This is a genomic window from Methyloceanibacter sp. (assembly GCF_051306395.1).
GTDB lineage: Bacteria > Pseudomonadota > Alphaproteobacteria > Rhizobiales > Methyloligellaceae > Methyloceanibacter.
This window is the reverse complement of sequence record NZ_JBPPND010000208.1, coordinates 1-20,032: the sequence shown is the minus strand read 5'-3', so window position 1 is coordinate 20,032 and position 20,032 is coordinate 1. Positions and strand designations below refer to the sequence as shown.

General features: G+C 63.4%; 15 protein-coding genes, 1 tRNA gene and 2 pseudogenes. 15 read left to right on the top strand and 3 right to left on the bottom strand.

All coding sequences use genetic code 11. The features are described from left to right. Window positions 1–89: 89 nt before the first annotated feature. The 5 genes from ACSLE4_RS10920 (at window position 90) to ACSLE4_RS10900 (ending at window position 5,942) form a co-directional block, all read left to right on the top strand. Window positions 90–479 (top strand): nuclear transport factor 2 family protein, encoded by a 390-nt coding sequence (locus ACSLE4_RS10920; protein ID WP_435904481.1) that lies wholly within the window; start codon window positions 90–92, stop codon window positions 477–479. A gap of 150 nt (window positions 480–629) precedes the next feature. After that, window positions 630–1,100, top strand: coding sequence for an aminoacyl-tRNA deacylase (locus tag ACSLE4_RS10915; protein ID WP_435904480.1), 471 nt, complete (start codon window positions 630–632; stop codon window positions 1,098–1,100). A gap of 171 nt (window positions 1,101–1,271) precedes the next feature. Continuing rightward, complete coding sequence (locus ACSLE4_RS10910) at window positions 1,272–3,053, top strand: L,D-transpeptidase family protein (RefSeq protein ID WP_435904479.1); 1,782 nt, start codon at window positions 1,272–1,274, stop codon at window positions 3,051–3,053. A gap of 317 nt (window positions 3,054–3,370) precedes the next feature. Continuing rightward, window positions 3,371–4,726: an oligosaccharide flippase family protein gene (locus tag ACSLE4_RS10905; RefSeq protein ID WP_435904478.1), complete on the top strand. Its 1,356-nt coding sequence runs from the start codon at window positions 3,371–3,373 to the stop codon at window positions 4,724–4,726. Next, window positions 4,716–5,942: a GNAT family N-acetyltransferase gene (locus ACSLE4_RS10900; protein ID WP_435904477.1), complete on the top strand. Its 1,227-nt coding sequence runs from the start codon at window positions 4,716–4,718 to the stop codon at window positions 5,940–5,942. Before ACSLE4_RS10905 ends, ACSLE4_RS10900 begins: the two co-directional genes overlap by 11 nt. A 28-nt stretch (window positions 5,943–5,970) precedes the next feature. Here ACSLE4_RS10900 and ACSLE4_RS10895 read toward each other — a convergent pair whose 3' ends face one another. Next, window positions 5,971–7,752 carry an SLC13 family permease gene (locus ACSLE4_RS10895; protein WP_435904476.1) on the bottom strand — a complete coding sequence of 594 codons (1,782 nt, stop codon included), beginning with the start codon at window positions 7,750–7,752 and terminating at the stop codon, window positions 5,971–5,973. A 934-nt stretch (window positions 7,753–8,686) separates the two neighbouring features. On the opposite strand from ACSLE4_RS10895, the gene ACSLE4_RS10890 reads away from it, so the two are divergent. The 7 genes from ACSLE4_RS10890 (at window position 8,687) to ACSLE4_RS10860 (ending at window position 16,525) form a co-directional block, all read left to right on the top strand. After that, window positions 8,687–10,270 (top strand): 2-isopropylmalate synthase, encoded by a 1,584-nt coding sequence (locus tag ACSLE4_RS10890; protein WP_435904475.1) that lies wholly within the window; start codon window positions 8,687–8,689, stop codon window positions 10,268–10,270. Window positions 10,271–10,664: 394 nt separating this feature from the next. After that, window positions 10,665–11,702 carry a rod shape-determining protein gene (locus tag ACSLE4_RS10885; RefSeq protein WP_435904474.1) on the top strand — a complete coding sequence of 346 codons (1,038 nt, stop codon included), beginning with the start codon at window positions 10,665–10,667 and terminating at the stop codon, window positions 11,700–11,702. Between the two features lie 89 nt (window positions 11,703–11,791). Continuing rightward, window positions 11,792–12,775, top strand: a complete 984-nt coding sequence (gene mreC, locus ACSLE4_RS10880) for a rod shape-determining protein MreC (protein ID WP_435904473.1) — start codon at window positions 11,792–11,794, stop codon at window positions 12,773–12,775. After that, window positions 12,772–13,281, top strand: coding sequence for a hypothetical protein (locus ACSLE4_RS10875; protein ID WP_435904472.1), 510 nt, complete (start codon window positions 12,772–12,774; stop codon window positions 13,279–13,281). Before mreC ends, ACSLE4_RS10875 begins: the two co-directional genes overlap by 4 nt. Next, entirely contained in the window at window positions 13,278–15,170 is a 1,893-nt protein-coding gene (gene mrdA, locus ACSLE4_RS10870; protein ID WP_435904471.1) for a penicillin-binding protein 2, read from the top strand. Before ACSLE4_RS10875 ends, mrdA begins: the two co-directional genes overlap by 4 nt. Beyond that, complete coding sequence (gene rodA / locus ACSLE4_RS10865; protein ID WP_435904470.1) at window positions 15,167–16,321, top strand: rod shape-determining protein RodA; 1,155 nt, start codon at window positions 15,167–15,169, stop codon at window positions 16,319–16,321. The genes mrdA and rodA overlap by 4 nt, the downstream gene beginning before the upstream one ends. Before the next feature lie 128 nt (window positions 16,322–16,449). Further along, window positions 16,450–16,525, top strand: a tRNA-Lys gene (locus ACSLE4_RS10860). Between the two features lie 117 nt (window positions 16,526–16,642). Here ACSLE4_RS10860 and ACSLE4_RS10855 read toward each other — a convergent pair. Then, window positions 16,643–17,770: a hypothetical protein gene (locus ACSLE4_RS10855; RefSeq protein WP_435904469.1), complete on the bottom strand. Its 1,128-nt coding sequence runs from the start codon at window positions 17,768–17,770 to the stop codon at window positions 16,643–16,645. Between the two features lie 536 nt (window positions 17,771–18,306). Between ACSLE4_RS10855 and ACSLE4_RS10850 the strand changes: the two are divergent. The 3 genes and pseudogenes from ACSLE4_RS10850 to ACSLE4_RS10840 all read left to right on the top strand — a co-directional run. Next, window positions 18,307–18,519 (top strand): annotated as a pseudogene (locus ACSLE4_RS10850) (hypothetical protein); the annotation flags it as partial. A gap of 213 nt (window positions 18,520–18,732) precedes the next feature. Further along, on the top strand, window positions 18,733–18,939 hold the full coding sequence (locus tag ACSLE4_RS10845) for a hypothetical protein (RefSeq protein WP_435904468.1): 207 nt from the start codon (window positions 18,733–18,735) through the stop codon (window positions 18,937–18,939). A 298-nt stretch (window positions 18,940–19,237) separates the two neighbouring features. Then, window positions 19,238–19,462: an SHOCT domain-containing protein gene (locus tag ACSLE4_RS10840; protein ID WP_435904467.1), complete on the top strand. Its 225-nt coding sequence runs from the start codon at window positions 19,238–19,240 to the stop codon at window positions 19,460–19,462. Window positions 19,463–19,503: 41 nt separating this feature from the next. Here ACSLE4_RS10840 and ACSLE4_RS10835 read toward each other — a convergent pair. Next, window positions 19,504–20,032 (bottom strand): annotated as a pseudogene (locus ACSLE4_RS10835) (hypothetical protein); the annotation flags it as partial.

Sequence of the window (20,032 nt, the reverse complement as noted above, 5' to 3'; positions counted from 1 at the left end):
AGACCGCGCCTGCCAAAAAGCGCGCCCCGGTCCGCCGCCGAAAGCGACAAGGGCCAGGTAACAGCGACACCGCGCAAAGGAGAGCCCGGATGGACCGCAGCGAGATGGAAGCCTTCATCGAGACGTTCTACGCCGCGCGGGTCGACGGCGACATGGCGGCGCTCGCGGAAAGCTTTGCCGGCAATGCCAGGTTCCAGATCGCGGGTTCGCCCGAGTTCAGCATGCTCGCCGCCCTAGCAGAAGGCCACGAGGCGGTCATGGGGCTCATGCAGACCATCGTCGATACGCTTGCGCTTGAAGATTTCGCCATCCTCGACCGGGTGATCGACGGCAACAAGGCCGCCATACGCTGGCGGGCGACCGTCCATCTCGTTACCTCCGGCCAGTCCTACACCACCGAGCTCGCCGATTTCCTCGAGCTCGAGGACGGCAAGCTGGTCTCCTGCACCGAGTTCCTGGATACGGCGCTCGCCGGCTAAGCCCTTGCGAAAATTGGCGGGGCAAAGGTCATATTGTGACCGGGGAACTGTCGGGTGTATGCTGCCGTTGAGGGAAAGCCGCTGGCGTGAGGCGTTGGCGGGGGGATCTCGCGCTTTGCGATGCTGATCAGTCGCGAAGGAGGTTCCGTCATGGCCATTGCCCCCACGGTTGCGAAATATCTCGCCGCCAAGAACGTCAAATACGACGTCCTGCAACACGAACGCACGCCATCGTCCGTGCGGGCCGCCAGCGCTAGCCGTATCCCGGGTGATCGCCTGGCCAAGGCCGTGTTGCTGCGCGATGCCCATGGCTATGCGCTCGCGCTGCTGCCCGCCTCCCATCACATCCGTCTGTCCGAGCTCAGACGCCAATTCGGCGACGACGTGGAATTCGCCAGCGAGCGTGAAATCGTGGAGCTCTTCGACGATTGCGTCGACGGCGCGGTTCCCGCTGTCGGCGAGTGCTATGGGCTGGACGTGGTGGTCGACGAGGACATCAATTCGCAGCCGGAAATCTATTTCGAGGCCGGCGACCATGCCACCTTGGTGCATATGAGCCGCGCCGATTTCAGCTCTTTGACGCCGACGGCGCAGCTCGGCCATTTCAGCCGGCCCCATTAGGCGTAAGGCCTCCCCGTGCCGCTCATTTCCGCGTGAACCGTGCCATTTCAGGGCCTGATTTCGGTGGTCTCCTGAAGTCGGACAGAGCATAATCGGCGTGCCGAGCGACGGGGAGGGCTAGGGCTCTGAAATGAGCCTAGGCCTTCAAATAGGGGCCAGAGGGAGCAAACTATGAGACGAATTGCCTTGGCGCTGATTCTGGCGGCCTCGGTCGGCACTCCGGGTTTAGCGGCTGAGCCTGACGGGCCGGCCGAGCTGATCACCAAGACCGAAGCGGTCAGGATCGCCATCCAGGACCAGCTTGGCGTCAAGTCCATGGGGGACGTGGCCGAGCAGATCGCCTTGGCCGAATATTACTCCGTGCCGGACCGGCGGCTCCTCTGGGTCGACGACAGCGGCATCACCGACCGCGGCAAGGCGGTCATAGGCGAGATCGCCAAGGCCGACGATTACGGCCTGCGCGCCGCCGACTACAGACTTCCTCAGATCGCGAGCTTCGACCCGGCCGCGCCGGATGCCGTCGAGCAGCTGGCCGACGCCGAACTCAAGATCAGTTCCGCCGTGGTGGAGTATGCCCAGGACGCTCGGGGCGGACGCATCAAGCCCCAGAGCCTGAGCAAGAACCTCGATCCCAAGCTCTTCCTGCCAGAGCCCGCGGAAGTGATCAGCTTTATCGCCATCCGCTCGGACCCGGCGGCTTATCTGCGCAGCTTCCAGCCGAACCATCCGCAATTCGAGGCGCTGCGCAAGGCGCTGCTCGCCGAGCGCGGCGGCAACCAGGCCGAGTCGTCCGAGACCGGCGTGGTGGTCATCCCCAACGGTCCGCTGCTCAAGCTCGGCGTCGAGCATGGCCAGGTGGCTTTGCTGCGGAAGCGTCTCGAGGTTCCGGTCAAGGCGGGCGGCAACGAGTACCTCTATGACCAGCAGTTGCTCGAGGCGGTCCGGGAGTTCCAGAAGTCCAAGGGCGGCCATCCGGACGGCATCGTCGGCTCCGGTACGCGGCAGATGCTGAACGGTCAGTCGGCCCCGCAGCTCAGCGGCCAGGACAAGATCAATCTCCTGCTGGTCAATATGGAGCGCTGGCGCTGGCTGCCGCAGGATCTCGGCGCCTTCTACGTCGACGTCAACATCCCCGAGTTCAAGCTCCGCGTCGTTGGGGATGACGCCGTCGTTTGGGAAACCCGCGTGGTCGTGGGCAAGACCAATAAGCAGACCCCTGTCTTCAACGACGAGATGGAAGAGATCGTCTTCCGCCCGAACTGGTACGTGCCGACCTCCATCAAGTCCGAGGAGATCGCGCCTTATCTCTATAGGGGCGGCGGCTTCTTCGGCGGCGGTTGGGACACGGCCATCCTAAAGCGCCAAGGCTTGCGCATTCGTGGCGCGAATGGGCGCGACATCGATCCCGACACGATCGATTGGAGCCGGTCCGACATCCGCCGTTACGAGGTCTACCAGCCGCCGGGATCTAACAACGTGCTCGGTCTCGTCAAGTTCCGCTTCCCGAACACCCACGATGTCTATCTGCACGACACCACGCAGAAGCATCTGTTCGCCAACGCGGTGCGCGCCAACAGCCATGGTTGCATGCGCGTGCAGAACCCCGACCAGTTCGCGACTGTGCTCCTCGGGCATGATCAGGGCTGGGACGCTTCGCGGGTCAACGCCGCCATGCACGGGAATATCGACTCGAACAAGATCCTGCTGAAGCAGCACATCCCGGTCTACCTGACCTATTTCACGGCCAGGGTGGAGGAGGACGGCAAGCTCGCCCAGTTCCGTGACCTCTACGGTCACGACCGCCGGATGACCGCGGCGCTGAGCGGCGGTGCCGTGCCTTACGGGCTGCCCGGCAGCGAGGAAGTTGCCGAGACCACGCAGCGGCCGGTTGCCCGGCGCAGAGACGCGAACGGCGACTTCAACGCCATCACCCGCGCCCTGTTCGACTTCTAGCCGTTCTCATGCCGCTCGTTTCGACAGCGGCATGAGGCCGAGGTCCAACGTTCGACCGGGCAGGCGTTTCGTGATGGCGGGATGAGGTTGCGGCGCCTGCGAGTCTCTATCGCAATGAGACCGCCGGCGGCTGCCTGCACGGGCGGCAGTCCTTAACCATAACCTCCGATGCTGTGTCAATCACCGCTTAGGAAGTGGCTCAGTAGTCTCCAGAGGCGCAGCAAGCCGGCGCGCCCGGGCGCCTGGCACGGCTATTGCTTCCGCAGTGGGCGGTGGCAGGCCGGGAACGAGTTAACGCGAAAGCGAAGAGACGAAGCGTGGCGCGAACGGACACCAACAGCGAATCGGGCACATTTTCGCGCGTCCGCCTTCAGGGCGTCGGCATCATGGGGATCCGCGTCTGCGGCGCGGCGCTTGCCCTTGCCGCGCAAATCCTCGCCTCTCGACTGCTGGGTGCCGAAGATTTCGGACGCTACTCGCTCCTGCTCGTCTGGCTGCTCGTGCTTGGCTACGCCGCGACGGCGGGAAGCGGCCAACTCGTCTGCCGCTACCTGGCGCAATATGCGGCGTCGCGGGATCAGGCAAGCATCGCCGGGCTCTTGCGCGCCGCTCTTGTCACTGTGCTGGCTGTCGGTGTCGTTCTTGTGGGCGCCGCAGTCGCCGTCGTCGTTTTCTTCCCGCTAGGACTGAGCAAGTCGGACGTGCTTCTCGCCTGCCTTGCGTTATCGGCCATTCCGCTGGTCGCGCTTCAGGACTTCTTGGAGTCGATCGCCCGGGGCCTCGACCGGCCCGCGCTCGGCATAGGACCCGCCTTTTTGGTACGCCATCTCGCCATCATCTTCGGCCTGCTCGCTCTGCTGGCGCTCGGAGGGAGCGCCGACGCGCTGATGGTGATGGGCTTCACCGTCGCCGGGTTGGTCGCGAGCATCCTCACCCAGTATGCGCTCCTCCGGCGCCATCTGCGTGATGCGCTGTCCGGCGTCCAGCCGCGCTATGACCTCTACCGATGGGTCACCAGGGCGCTCCCCATGGCGGGCGCGGACATCACCGAGATGCTCCTCCTCAACGCCGACATCCTGATCCTCGGTCTCTTCGTCGCGCCGGAATACGTCGCCTTCTATTTCGCCGCCACGCGTCTCGCGCAAATTCTAGCCTATGTCCCCTATGGCGCGACCGCCGCCACGGCCCAGAAATATGCCGTGCTCGCCGGTCGGTCCAAGAGCAGCGAGTTGCAGGCTCTGATCGGGAAAGTGGCAACCTACTCGACGGTCCTGACCGGCATGGGGGCACTCCTGCTTTCGCTTTTCGCCGCGCAGCTTCTTGCAGCCTTCGGCCCGGAATATGCGCAAGCCGCGCCGATTGTTGCGCTGCTCTGTCTCGGCATCGTCGTCTCTTGCGCCTTCGGGCCGGGCGAAGACGTGCTCAACATGCTTGGGCAGGAGCGGGTCTGCTCGCTGGCGTTTTTGTCGGCCCTTGCGGTGAACATCGCACTCAACTTCGCGCTTATTCCGCTCCTCGGCCTTACCGGCGCGGCGCTCGCCACAGTCAGCGCGCTCGCGCTTCGCGGCGCTCTTCTCGCGTATTTCGCGCGCGTACGGCTTGGCCTCGTCCTGCCTGCGTTCTTGTCGCTCCTGCGTCCGACGCATGATCGGGAGATTCCTTATGAAACATGAGAGGCTCGAAGCCGCGCCGCGTGTTGAATGCCTCGATGCAGAGGGTCTCGCCCAACTCGATGCGGCGGAATGGGACGATCTCTCCGCCAATGCGCTGGTCGAGAATCCGTTCTATTCGCACGAGGTCATCCTCGCAGGCCTCGAGACGATCGACAGCGCCACGCCTTTGGAGGCGCTCGTCATCAGAGGGAGCGAGCACCTCCTTCTCGGCCTTTTCCCCTTCAGGCGCCGTCGCCTGCCCTTCGAGACAGCCGATGCCGCCTGCAATCTCTATCAGCATAGCTGCACGCCGCTCATCCGGCGGGAGCACGCTCTGCCTGTCTTGGGCGCTTGGCTTGACGCGGTTCGCGGCGCAGGTGACTTGCCCCGGTTTTGGCGCTTCCGGCACATGCACCTCGACTCGAGGTTCGTGGAGTTGCTTGACGGTGCGCTAACCGCTCGGTCGCTGCGCAGCGTTGCCTTGAGCTTCTATCGGCGCCCGCACTTGACCCGGCTCGAGAGCGGCATCGAGAGTCACATTCAGCAGGTCCTGCCCAAACGGCGGCTGAAAGACATCCGGCGCAACATTCGGCGGCTCCGCGAGCTTGGATCTCTGCGCTTCGAGCGGGCCCGCGCGGGCGCGCTCGTCGAACGGCGATTGGAGCAGTTCCTCGAGCTTGAGAACTCCGGTTGGAAGGGCGAGAGAGGCACCGCGTTTCTCTCGAACAGCAAGGACGCGGCGTTCGCCCGGGCGGCCTTTGCGCCGCGGGAGGATGGAACCGGGCTGGTGACTATCGACTCCCTGCTTCTCGACGATCGTCCCCTCGCTGTCAGCATAAATCTCCAGGCGCGCGACACGGCCTTCACCCCGAAGGGCGCCTACGACGAGCGATATCGGAGCTACTGCCCGGGGCTGGTGCTCGAATATCTCGTCATCAAGGCCTTCTACGAGGACAGCGAAACCGTCGATATGGACGCCGCCACGACCGAAGACGGCCATGTCCTCCAGGGATTTTGGAACGACTGGAAGGCCATGGGCACCGTCATCGCGGGCCCTGACGACTGGCGTCTTGGAATCACGATGACAGCGGCGCGCTGCGCTTATGCTTTGCGCGAGTGCGCCAAGCTAGTGTTCGGCCAGGGGCGCCACCTTTTCCGCAAGGCCGGCAATCAATGGGGGAAATGGGCTCGGCCCGTTCCCTGGGCCATCGGCCTAGCCGTCATCTGCGCGGAGTAAGTGGAGTGAGGAGAGTCGTTCATGCCGCTCATTTCGACAGCGGCATGAGCAGCGCGATGGCGAGGCAGGTTCCGATGCCCACGATGATGTTCATGGGCACACCGATACGCAGGAAATCCGTGAACCGGTAGTTTCCCGAGGCATAGACCATGGTGTTGGTCTGATAGCCGATTGGCGTGGCAAAGCTCGCGCTCGCGCCCATCATGATGGCGACAAGGAAGGGCCGCGAGTCGAGGCCGAGGCCCTCGGCAAGGCCGATGGCGATGGGCGTGAGCACGACGGCCACGGCGTTGTTGGTGATGAGCTCGGTCAGGACTACGGCGAGAAAATAGACGACGGCGAGCATCACGAACCCGGAGCTTTGGCCGAGCAGGGGCTCGATCTCGGCCACGATTTCTCGCACCGCACCGGTCTTCTCCAGCCCCACGCCGATGGCAAGCATGGCGAAAATCAGCACCAGGATCCCGCCGCTCACCGATTCCCATGCTTCTTCGGCGTCGATGCAGCGAAGGAGCAGGATGAGCGCGACCCCGAGCACGGCCAGTCCTTCGATCGGCATGACGTTCAGCGCCGCCAATACAACAACGCCGCCAATTGCGGCGATCGCCACCGGGGCCTTCTTGCGCCGGAAGCTGCGGGAGCGCGGTTGGGTGATATTGATGAAGTCCGCTTCCTCCGCCGCGGCGGCCAAGCCCTCTGGTGTGCCTTCGAGGAGGAGCCTATCCGCCGCCCGAAGCTGCACCGAGTCGAGGTCGACGCCGGGGAGATAGCGATGGCGGCTGATGCCCAACAAGCGGACGCCAAATCGCCCAAGGCGCATCTCGCTGAAGGATCGCAAATTGCCCCGGCCAGGGGCCAGCACCGCCTCGACGATGATGTGATCCTTGTCGCTTTCGCCTCCACCCACGCCCAAAATATCGAAGCCCCGTTCGCCGTGCAGCGTCAGCACCTCGGGCATGGTCGCCTTGATCGCGATCCGGTCGTCGGGCTGCAGAATCTGATCGCCGAGCACGCCGCGGATCGCCGACCCGTCCCGATGCAGGCTGACCAGCTTGATGCCTGCGTGGTTCAATTCCTTCACGGAACCGAGCTTCTTGCCTGCGAAGCGCGATTCGTTCGAGACCGTGAGCTCGGTCAGGAAGAACGTCTTACCTTCCTCGTCCATCAAATCCGCCGCGCTCATCCGCGCCGGCAGCAGGTACCGCGCGAGCAAGAGCATGGTCGAGGTTCCGACCACCGCCGCCACCAGCCCGACAGGCGTGATCTCGAAAATCGAAAAGGCCGGCAGTCCGTGCTCGCGCGCGACGCCGTCCACCAGAAGGTTGGTCGAGGTTCCGATCAAGGTGCACGTGCCGCCGAGGATCGCGGCGTAGGAGAGGGGGATCAGCAACTGTGTCGGCGCCATGCCGACCGTTCGCGCGAGCCTCACGGCAATCGGAATTAGCACCACGACTACCGGGGTGTTATTCATGAAGGCGGAGGCGCCGATCACGCCGGCGAAGAACGCCACGAGTACTGTCTTGGGGCGTTCGGCTGCTTGAGAGGTCACCCAGGAGGCCGCGGCCTCCAGGGTTCCCGTTCTCACCAACGCGCCGGACAGAATGAACATGGCCGCGATCGTGATCGGAGCGCTGTTCGAGAACACGCTCATGACGTCCTTGGTGTCGATCAAGCCAAGCACGAGAAAGGCTGCCGCGCCTGCCGTGGCGACGACTGCCGGAGGAAACCGCTCCAGGAGAAACGCGGCGAAGGTTCCGGCGAGGAGGACGATTGCGATCCCGGCCTGGTGCTGCGCTATGAATTCTGTCACGTGGTTGAGCCGCTCTGTTGACCGTTCCGGAGCGGACTTTGATCGAAGTAACCCTCTCCCGTCCATCGGAACGTTCGACCGCCATATTCCGTTTCGACGGCGCTTTGCGCGGAAATTCCTCCAGGGAAAGGGAGCTTAGCGCGCTCCGCTTTCTCCTCCTCCGCGTCGGAGGGAGGCGAAATTACCTAACTTATCCCCGCCCGCAAAAGCTGCCGTACAATGCGATCACCTCGTCCGTTGAAGGGCGCTTTCGCGAGGCGTGCGTTGAGGCGGGACGAGGTGCGGCGCCTGCGGGTCTCTTTCGCAAGAGGCCTCCGGGCGGCGCCGGAGCCACCCCCCGGGGCTACTACGAGCCCCCGCGAGAAGCTCGCTGGGATTTGCTCTCGCGCACAGCGGTCAAAGGCCGAAGCGCACATAGCGCTCAAGCAGGCCGGAGGCCGGTAGCGCAGAGATCAATGAGAAGCGGGGCCCGGCGTCGTAACCGCCGCGATTGGCGCGCCGAGAGGCGCCTGCGCGGTCTTCGGATCGCGAGCCATTAGGATTTGCGCTTTTCGGCGCGCCATCCCCCTTGGATTTCGAGGGGGAAGAAAGGAGCAAACCCCGGGTGCTTCAACGCATCGCGGCAACGCCGGCGCTTGCCCTTGCTCTTAGGGGCTGTTCCCACTATTTTCCGGACATCGCGAGGCGAGACCTCGTGCGACAGGGTGACCGATGCAGCGCTTGATGACACAGACCGGCATGACCACGGGCGGCTCTCCGTCCGGTGCGGTTCTGCGCGCGCGCACCCTGAAGCTCCTCCTTATCTGCCCCTGAGCTCCGGCGGTCTTGGCCTTGGCCGAGGCGGGCGTTCAGGGGATGGCAAGACAAACCCACCAAGATTCAAGCGCCTCGCCAGTCGTGTTAGACTGAGGCCAAAGGTTTGAGGACGAGCATTATGGATTCCGAGACCAAGACCCAAGAGGGGCAGCCGCGCGCCGAGAAGGACCGCGTGGTTATTTTCGACACCACCTTGCGCGACGGGGAGCAATGCCCGGGCGCCACCATGACCTTCGACGAGAAGCTGGAGGTCGCCGAACTCCTCGACGAGATGGGGGTGGACGTGATCGAGGCGGGCTTCCCCATCGCCAGCCAAGGCGATTTCGAGAGCGTGCAGGAGATCGCTCGCCGCTCGCAGAATTCGGTGATCTGCGGTTTGGCCCGCGCGCAGCCGAAGGACATCGATATCTGTGCCGAGGCCATTAAGCCCGCCAAGCGCGGCCGCATCCACACCTTCATCGGCACCTCGCCGCTCCACCGCAAATATCAGATGGGCATCGAGGAGGCGGAGGTGCTGGAGCGGGTGACCGCTTCGGTGACCCGCGCCCGCGGCTATACCGACGACGTGGAGTGGTCGGCCATGGACGCGACCCGCACGGAGGAGGACTTTCTCTGCCGCTGCGTGGAGGCCGCCATCAAGGCCGGCGCCACCACCGTCAATATTCCGGACACCGTGGGCTACGCCACCCACGACGAGTTCGGCGCGCTGATCCGCATGCTTCTGGAGCGGGTGCCCGGCGCCGACCAGATCGTGTTCTCCACCCACTGCCACAACGACCTGGGCCTGGCCGTGGCCAATTCCCTGTCCGGCGTGATGGCCGGCGCGCGCCAGGTGGAGTGCGCCATCAACGGTCTTGGCGAGCGCGCCGGCAACGCCGCGCTGGAAGAGATCGTCATGGCCATCCGCACCCGCGCCGACGCCATGAATGTGTGGACGGGCATCGACACCACGATGCTGACCCGGGCTTCCAAGCTCGTGTCGCGGGTGACGGCGTTCCCCGTCCAGTACAACAAGGCGATCGTGGGCCGGAACGCCTTCGCCCATGAGAGCGGCATCCATCAGGACGGTATGCTGAAGCATGCCGGCACCTTCGAGATCATGACGCCGGAAAGCGTCGGGCTGAAGGAGTCCTCCCTGGTCATGGGCAAGCATTCCGGGCGTCATGCTTTCCGCGAGAAGCTGAAGGAACTGGGCTATGAGCTCGGCGGCAACGCCATCGAGGACGCCTTCGTGCGCTTCAAGGCCTTGGCCGACGCGAAGAAGCACGTCTACGACGAAGATATCGAGGCCCTGGTCGATCAGGAGATCGCCTCCGCCCATGACCGCATCAAGGTGGTGGCGCTGACCGTGATCGCCGGCACCGGCGGCCCGCAGAAGGCGACCATCACCCTCGACGTCGACGGCAACCAGCAGACCTTCGAGGCGGTGGGCGACGGTCCGGTGGATGCCACTTTCCAGGCCATTCGCTCTCTGGTGCCCCACGAGGCGCGGCTCGCGCTCTATCAGGTGAGCGCCGTGACCGAAGGGACGGACGCCCAAGCCGAGGTGATGGTGCGTCTGGAGGCCGACGGCAAGATCGCCACGGGCCGCGGCTCCGATACCGACACCATGGTCGCCTCGGCGCGCGCCTATGTCAGCGCTCTGAACAAGCTCATGGCGCGCGGCGCGCGGCGGAAGCCGGAAACCATGCTCGCCTCTTAAGTAATGCTCATGTCATGGGCATGTGCTAAAATGTCGCAAGGACGACGCGGGCAGGCTGCCAATTCCGGCCTGCGGCAGCGCCCCGCCGGGACCCGGTGTGTCGCGCGGCGGAACGACTCTCTATAGGGGTCTTAGCGGGGCCCACTAAGCCGCTCATGCGGCAAGCGGCTCGGCGCATGTCTCCTCCGGAGCGCCGCGCGCGCCGATGAACGCGTCAAGTGAAGAGTTTTTTCAAATCGAGCGCATCACGCATTGCTCGTGAGATCGATTTGACGCAACATGGCTTCGTGCTCGGCGAGGGTCCGAACCCTTTGAACGGCCTTATTTTCTGCCGCGCGCAAGTGTCAGTAACGTTTTGGGCTCCCGAGGTGCGGCGAGCCAATGGGGCGGGTGCATGTTCTCGCGGGTCTGGGGCTCTGTCTCGGCAGACATGGCCATCGACCTCGGTACGGCAAATACGGTCGTGTATGTGCCGGGGAGAGGTATAGTTCTCGACGAACCGTCCGTGGTGGCCATTGAGCGGCGCGGCGAGGACCAGAAGGTGATTGCCGCTGGCCATGAGGCCAAAATGATGCTGGGGAGAACCCCGAGCAAGATCGAAACAGTTCAGCCGCTGCGCGATGGCGTGATCGCGGATTTCAACGCGGCTGAAGAGATGATCAAGTATTTCATCCGCCGCGTGAACAAGCGGCGCCTGTTCGGCAGCCCGCGCGTGATGATTTGCGTGCCGGCGAGCGCGACCTCGGTGGAGCGGCGCGCGGTGCACGAGGCCGGACTGTCCGCGGGCGCGCGGCGTGTCTATTTGATCGAGGAGCCGGTGGCCGCGGCGATCGGCGCGGGCCTGCCCATCAAGGAGCCGCGCGGCTCCATGGTGGTCGATATCGGTGGCGGCACCACGGACATCGCCGTGATGTCCATGGGCAGCGTCATCTATTCGCGCTCGATCCGCACCGCCGGCAATTCCATGGACGAGGCGATCGTCAACTACGCGCGCTTTAAGCATCACCTTCTGATCGGCGCCACCAATGCCGAAGCCATAAAAAAGGAGGCCGGTTCCGCCGTCGCCAAGGCCAACGGCACGCACGTCTCCATCACGCTCAAGGGCCGCGACATGCAGCGCGGCTTCCCTACGGAGATCACGCTGGGGCCGCACGAGATCGCCGACGCGCTGACCTTGCCGATCCAACAGATCGTTGGCGGCATCCGTCAGGCGCTCGCGGACGTGCCACCCGAGCTCACAGCCGATATTTGCGATGCCGGCATCTATCTCACGGGTGGCGGCGCGCTTCTCGAGAAACTCGACGTCAGGCTCCAGCAGGAGACCGGAGTGAAATTCAAGATCGCCGAAGATCCGCTGCGCTGCGTGGTCCGGGGCACGGGGATGGCCCTTGAGAACCTGGATGAGATCGCCGATCTATTGATCAAGCCCTGATCGGGGCGGGGAGGGGCGCGCGTTCGAGCGGGCCCGAAACGAAGAGAGGGCAGAACGCCATCTGGCGTTCTCTTTTGAGTGAACGCAAAATGCGCGAGCGCGGTTCGCCCTTATTCCGTAGACACCGGCCCTCCTGGCGGGCTCCGGTCGAGCTGCTTAGTTTTGGGCTCTATTTCCTGTGTGCCGTCCTCCTTGTCCTAAGCCGTATCGGTCACGGTGCCATTTCCGATGCGCGCGATGGCGTCGTTGATCTCAGCGCGCCCTTGCTCGAGGTCGCGTCTCTTCCCGCCATCGAGGCGCGCCGCGCCATGGAGCGGGTGGAGCTTTACATGGCGGCCTTCGACGAGGTTGACCGCCTGAAGAAGGAGAACGAAGAGCTCAAGCAGTGGGAATGGCGTACCAAGCTGCTGGAGCGGAAAGTGGCCCATCTGCGCTCGCTGTTGAATGCCGTCGAAGAACCGGCGCTCGTCTATGCCACTGGGCGGGTGATCGCCGATGCGCGCGGCCCCTTTGTCCGTAGCGCCCTGATTAATCTCGGCCGCCGGGACGGCTTGCGCATCGGCTATGCCGTGATCAACGGCGATGGCTTGGTGGGGCGCACCGTCGATGCCGGTCATTCCGTGGCCCGCGTGCTCCTTCTCAACGATCTCAATAGCCGAATTCCTGTCCTTGCCGGCCCGGCCGGCGTGCGCGGTCTGGCCTCGGGTGACAACAGCACCGAGCTCCAACTCGACTTTCTCCCCGAGGGCGCTGCGCTCTACCCGGGCGATGAGGTCTACACCTCCGGCAGCGACGGCGTTCTGCCGCGGGGCTTGCGGGTCGGCGTCGTCGCGGGCTCGCTCGGCGCCTATAAGGTCCGCCCCTACGCCGAGCTGAATTCGCTCGATGCCGTCAGCGTTCTGTTCTTCGACGCACCGGCCTTGACCCGCGCCGATCCGCCCGGAGCGTCGGATGGCCTAGGCGCCTTGTCCGCCGCGCCCGTCGCCGGGCAAAAGACCGCAACAGCAAGTGCCGGGCTGCCCATGACCGTTGTCCCGCCGCCAACCGGGGAGCAAGCGCAAGCAGAGCGATGACCAACCTCCTCCCGGCCTTGTCTGTTTTGTTTGCGGTGGTTGCCACCGCGGTCCCGTGGGGGTTGCCGGCCGATGCGACATTTATTCTGCCGCTGGTCGTCGTGATGATGGTGTTCTGCTGGCGGGCCATTCCCGGCACCGCGCTCCATCCCGCCGGCGCCGTGGGTCTCGGGCTTCTCGCCGACCTCATGAGCGGCGGTCCGCTCGGCTATTGGGCCCTGATGTGCTTGGTCGCGGCGACGGTGGGACGCCGCGCCGGCGCGCTCAAGGAAAGCCGTGAAGTCGGCATTCACTGGCTCATTTGGGCCGTCCTGGTCAGCCTGCTCGGCGTCTTCGGTTGGCTGCTCGCCTCGCTCTATTATGTCCGCTGGATCGACTGGTGGCCCATCGCGTTCGGCGTGGTGGTCTCGATCGCCTTGTTCCCGATCGTGCTTTACGGGCTGCTGTGGGTCCGTCACGGCCGCGTCGGTCTCGCGCGCGATACGATCTTCCGAGGCGCCTCATGAGAAAAAAGAAGGCGATACACTACGGCGCGCGGAAGAAGCCGGACTATACGCGCAAGCAAAGCTATCGCTTCTCCCGTCGCGCCCTTCTCGTCGGGGGCGCGCAAGCCGGCCTGTTCGGTCTTCTCGGCTGGCGTCTGCATCAGCTCCAGATCCTGGACTCGTCCGATTATCGCCTCTTGTCCGACGAGAACCGGATGATGATGCAGCTCGTGGCGCCGTCACGCGGCTCCATCTACGATCGCTTCGGTGCGCTCATCGCCGAGGACAAGGAGAATCTCCGCCTTCTGGTCCTGCCGGCCTTCTGCAAGAGCCTGCCGGGCACGCTGGATGCGCTCTCGAAGATCGTTCCCGTCTCGGGCGCCACGCGCGACCGCGTCATGCGCGCGGCGCGGCGCCAGAGCGGCTACTATCCCGTCCTCATCGCCGAAGGACTGACCTGGCGCCAGTTTGCACTGCTCAACGTGCTCGCTCCGCAGCTTCCCGGCATGCGCACCGACCGCTCCGCCTATCGCAAATACTACCATTCCCGGCCCATGGCTCATCTCGTGGGCTATGTGGGCATGGCCGGCAAGGAGGAGGTCGATCTCGATCCGGTCATGCGGCTGCCGGGCTTCCGCACCGGGCGCACCGGCGTCGAGAAGACTTTCGACCGGGAACTCCGTGGAAGCCCGGGCAGCATCAAATACGAAGTCGATTCCCGCGGCCGCGTGGTCCGCGAACTCGGGTCGAAGCCGAGCACCCGGGGCCGGGACCTGGTCCTGAGCATCGATCAGCATCTGCAGACCGTGGCCCTGGACCGCATCAAGGAGCACCGAGTGGCTTCGGTGGTGGTGCTAGACGTCGTTACCGGCGGCATACTCGCCATGGCGTCGACGCCGACCTTCGATCCCAACGATGTCGCGTTTGATGTGAATCTGGAGCGTTGGCGGGAGCTCAGCCGGAATCCGGACCACCCTCTGAACAATCGCGCCATAAGCGGCCAATACCCGCCCGGCTCGACCTTCAAGGTGGTAACGGCGCTTGCGGGCTTGCACGCCGGCGTGATCGACGAGCACGAGACCATGAGCTGCCCCGGAGGCTATTCGGTCGGCCGCAAGCGTTTCCGCTGCTGGAAGGCCCATGGCGGGGGCATCAACGTGCACGAGGCCATCAAGCAGTCCTGCGACACCTATTTCTACGAGACGGCGAAGCGCATGGGCATCGACCATCTCGCCATGGTCGCGCGTCATCTCGGTCTCGGCCGGACCTATGATTGCGGTCTCCCGGGCCAGAGAGCCGGCATCATTCCCGATCAGGCGTGGAAGCGGGCCAATCTCATGGAGGCTTGGTACACCGGCGAGACGGTGATCGCCGGCATCGGTCAGGGCTTCGTCTCGTCCACGCCGCTTCAACTCGCCGTCACGACAGCGCGCGTGGCCACGGGGCGCGCCGTATTGCCCAAGCTCGTCATGTCGCCGGAAGAGAAAGCCGAGCCCTGGCCCTTGCTGAGCCTCGACCCGGCGCATCTTGACATGGTCCGCAGCGGCATGATCGGCGTGGTGAACGAGCCGGGAGGCACGGCGCGCCGCTCGGCCTTGGAGATTCCAAACATGCTGATGGCCGGCAAGACCGGCACATCGCAGGTCGTCAGCTTCCACAACGAGCACAAACTCTCCGCATATGAGCGCGAGACCCACGCGCTGTTCATCGCTTATGCCCCGGCGGACGCACCGCGCTACGCCGCGGCCTGTGTCGTCGAGCATGGCGGCGGCGGTTCGGCCGCGGCCGCGCCCGTGGTGCGCGATGTCATCACCGAGGCCTTGCTGCGCGATCCGGCCGGACGTCCCACCTTCGTCGCGAACAGCGATGCGCCGCCCGCGGCCGTCGCGGCGGTGGAGCCAGTGCGATGAAGCTGCTCTTCGCCGAGGCCCCGGCGCCGAAACTCAATCTGAGCAAGAAGCTCCTGTTGCTCAACTGGCCATTCATTTTGCTGATCACGGCCATCGTCTTGGTTGGGGCAGCGTCGCTCTACTCGGTGGCGGGCGGCGCACTAGACCCTTGGGCCAGCCGACACGTGGTTCGGTTCTGTTTCGGCTTGGCGCTGCTCTTCGCCGTGGCGTTCTCCGACATCCGCTGGTGGCTACGCGGGGCGTATCCGCTCTATCTCGCGGCACTGCTCTTGATGCTCTTGGTGCCGGTCATCGGTGTCGAGAGCGGCGGCGCCCGGCGCTGGCTCGGCTATGAGGAGCTCAGCTTTCAACCCTCGGAGATGATGAAGATCACGCTCATCCTGGCGCTTGCCCGGTACTATCAGTGGCTGCCGCCCGAGAAGATCTGGCGTCCCGATGCGCTGCTGCCGCCGGTCCTGATGATCGGTCTCCCGGTCGTGCTCGCCCTCGCGCAGCCCGACCTCGGCACCGCGGCCCTGTTCGCCATCATTGGCGGTGGGCTGCTGTTTCTTGCCGGCGTCAGCTGGTTCTATTTCGGCGCGGTCATCGTTGGCGTCGTCGTGGCACTGCCCCATGCCTGGGAGAAGTTGCACGACTACCAGAGGGAGCGGGTGCTGACCTTCTTCGATCCCGAGCGCGACCCGCTCGGCTCCGGCTACCATATCCTTCAGTCGAAGATCGCCATCGGCTCGGGCGGGCTCGCCGGCAAGGGTTACATGCAAGGCACGCAAGCCCAGCTCAACTTCCTGCCCGAGAAGCACACCGATTTCATCTTCACCATGTTCGCCGAGGAGATGGGCTTTGTCGGCGCCGTGGTGTTGCTCGCGCTGTACCTGCTGGCGCTGCTGTTCATCACCTATATGGCGCTGCGCTGCCGCAGTATTTTCGCCAAGCTGCTCGCGGCAGGCATTGGGCTCGCGCTTTTCGCCTATGTGTTCATCAACGTCGCCATGGTCACGGGGCTGGTGCCGGTGGTTGGCGTGCCACTGCCGCTCGTCTCCTATGGCGGCACCTCGATGCTGACCATGATCATCGGGCTCGGCTTTGTGCTCAACGCCCATATCAATCGCAACGTCACCTTCCGCCGGTCGGAAGCGCGGGCCTTGTGGTAGGGCGGCGCCAAGCCATTTGGCGCAAAGGCAAACTGGACAGGCCAACCGGGGCAGTGCTAAGGGGAGCACCCTTGGAGCGTCGAACGCTCCAGACCAGATGGGCCTCTCTAGCGGAGGCCGCACTCTGAGGGCGCATAGCTCAGTTGGTAGAGCAGCTGACTCTTAATCAGCGGGTCCACGGTTCGAGTCCGTGTGCGCCCACCAGTCTTTTCAATAGCTTAGGGTTGATTTGGCTGGTGCGGGTTTCCGGCCAGTAAGCACATAGTAAGCACGGCGATGTGCATTAGCGTTTAAATCCATTAGGGCTCGTGACCACCATCGCTAGCTGGCTTTGCGCTGAATGGATGTGTCGGCACCTAACGACTGCAACCAACAAAGTATCTCTTTCAACCGAGAAGCCTCCCCGCCGGACGCACCTTCAAGGGCGTCCAGACATTCGGACGTGGCTTGTGCAATTGTGCGGAAGGACCGCTCCGGAGCGGGACCACGACGGCGGAATGCCAGCCAAGATTGAAAATTGGTCTGCTCATCAAGTGAGAGATGGTCTTGCGCCCCCAGCGCCAGAATCCGAAGCCCAAGCTCACGAAGTCTATCGTCGGCAATCCGATCTAAGATGACACGTCGTGAGTCCCAGGGAGCCTTGTGGAACGTAGTAGCCAAGTGCATATCTGAAGAAGAGGGGAATGCATCGTAGATGCGCCGTTCGACGAATGGTGATGCCGCCTGTTCGGCGTAACGGCTTTCGAGTGCTTCTCCTGCTCGAGACTGAAAGTCCTTATTGCCTTGGATATGACGCATGCGCGACGTGATAAGTGGGTCGGATGGACAGTCCGCAATCACGGCATTCGCCAACGGAACCAACATCGGCTGAGCATTAGCCCGAACTATGCGTATCGGACTTTTTGGCCGCCGAATGACTTTGATCAATTGCTCAGTAGAAAGACTAGAAAAGTCGGAAGGGTCATGGCGGAGATCAAAAACAGCAACTTCAGCCGCATAGGAAGGATTCTGTCCGCACCATGCCACTGGTGCAACGTTGTGTTTGGCATAGCGCGATTCAATTAGCGCAAGGGGATCCTGGCTTTTCAGTATGCCAAGCGCTGCATCTTTAGCGGATGTAGCCATAATCGCATCCCAAAGAGATGGGTTCCGGGTGCGGATAAGGCGCGCCATGAAAATAGTGGCCTCGACGTCAGCTTTGGCGTCATGCGCATGTGTGTGATCAAATCCATTTAAAGGCGCGAGTTTGTCCAAGCGCCTCGTGATGCGGCCCTTCTCGGACACGGGAATAGCAATTGAGTTCGGGGCGCAGACGATGGCCGCATCTACTAGTCTAAAGATATCGGCCCGCCTGTTTCCTTGGGTGTTCGTCAGGTAGATCGGTTTCAGATTCTGATAGAAGGCTTGACGTAGTAGGCTCTCGTCGAACGCAATGGAGTTGTATCCCAAGAAGTTAGCAGGGGACCAACGCTCGAGTTGGTCTGCGATTTTGCAAACGGCCTCATAATGAGAGGGTAGGGCCCTATCGGTAAGAAGCTCAGGTGTAACCCGGGTAGCGAGTAGGGCGCCCGGTGCCGGGATCGCAACCAGCGCTTCACGTTCAAGCCGAACTGCACAGTGGAGACTGCAATGCGCGGCACATGGGCGAGGTAGGCGTTGCAGAGTTCCGACCGCAACACAACGATGCCGCGGCGCCCGGCCAGGAGCCATTCCAATGGTGTTTTGTGCACCCACAAGGCACCTTCGGAGAAATAGGTGCCGGGGTTTAGGACTTGATCGAGGTCCCCGAGGCAAAAAGCCTGTCCGCGCCAACTCGCGACTCGCCCGGTTGCAGAGTCCCACGCGATCAGGTCCGCGATTTCTCCACGGTCTTCTGCGCGGAAGGTAATTACGGGCACGCCCTTGATGTCGAAATCAAAAGAGTTGCGGTGGAAAAAGGCACGCCCGCCACCAACGCTGTAGGGGCGCATCATCGCCTGCTCGACGATTTGGTGGCGAACAAGAAGGCGGCCATCATCCGCGTGTATCTGCCGCCTGATGCTAATACCCTGCTGACGGTGACAGATCACTGCCTGCGCAGCCGCCACTACGTCAATGTCATCGTTGCCGGCAAACAGCCGTCGCAATGGCTTGACATGGAGTCAGCAGTCAAACACTGCCCTGCCGGGCTTAGCATCTGGAAATGGGCCAGCAACGATGGGCAAGGCGGCTCGAGGCTGAGAATTTGCTTCTCCGCCATCAGCTAGCCATTGCTATTCGGCGACCACCGTCTCGTCTTCGACTGCGTGCCAGCGATCGCGCGCTGCTCGTATGGATCACGCGGCTTTGGCCGAGCCTCCTTGATAGGTGGTTCAGCCGGAGACCGTCCTGCGCTGTCCAACTGCGGCCCGTTGAGGTTCTGATAGACCGGCATGCCGACCAAGGATCAGTTGAGTTTCGAGCGTGAAGTCCGCGAGGACTGGGCTGTGTTCGTGCCTGCCGGTACTTGGCACAACATCACCAATATCGGCGACGTGCCGATAAGGCTTTACGCGATCTATGGCCACCGGATCACCGCCACGGCACAGTGCACGCAACTCAAGGCGACGCGAAAAACGATCCGAACGAACATTGAATGACAAAAGCCGCGCCAACGGGGCGACACTCTCTTGCGAAGTATTATGGCCCTCCGGCGACAAACGCTCGCGCCATCCAACTAGCCGGGGGGTTCGACCTGGCCAGTCTTTGGGTGTGGTCCGGCGCTTCAAAGTCTCAAATTCGACCGGGCCCGATGTCCGAAGGCGGCGCTAAACGGGCCGACGGGTCGTTAACGACCTTGGTTGATCCCGCTCAAAGTGAAGCAGATGCGGCCGAGGTATCTGCTTAAGGTGGTTGCGTTGGAGGAGTTGCTCTATGGGGAGCTATGGACACGGTTGGATGATGAACGGTGATGGCATGGGCTTCGGCTTCGTATTCTGGCTTGTAATCCTTGCTGTGATCATTGCGGGCGCAGTGTGGTTTGTCCGTTCCCAGCCACTTGCTGGCAGCCAGAGATCGGTAGAGCGGCGTTCCCCGGCCCTGGAGGCCCTGGAAGAGCGTTACGCTCGCGGAGAGATCAACCGCGAAGAATACCTCCAGAAGAAGCGCGACATCACCGATTGAAAGGCGCGATGCAAAGCTTCGCTGGCTCGAACACGCCCGCGTCAGATCATGAACACTGAGGCAAAGCCGCCACCAAGCGTCCTAAAATTGGTGGTCTGCCCTTGATAGAGGCGCGCCGCCACAAGAAGAACCTGCGCGTCGTAGGTATAGAGCCGGACATCCATCTTGAGCGCCTCGGGCGAGCCGTCCACCGCAACCATGCGTTGGCTCGGCCGTACCAAAGTCTGCGCCACATAACCTCCACGCGTGATTTCTGCCCACACGCTACGCGTTAGCTTAGCGCCGCGGTAGACCGCCTTGCCGCCGTGACCGCCCGTGGGCTTGAAGAACAGGTCCTTGCGAGACTTCCACAGGGCATCCGCGTTTTCGGGCGTTATCAAGACGGTTCGCGGAATGGCTTTCAGTTGGTTGCGAAGCTCCGGCTCCACGCCCCAGGCTTCGAGCACCGATGGGTCGGAGAGAAGTGGAAGGTTGCGCTTGTCGGCAAGCAGGGCGTGGTTGTGTGGGTTCGGCGTGACGACGACGGCGCCATCCCGATAGGCCTCCCGCAGAGCCTTGTGCTCCGGCTGC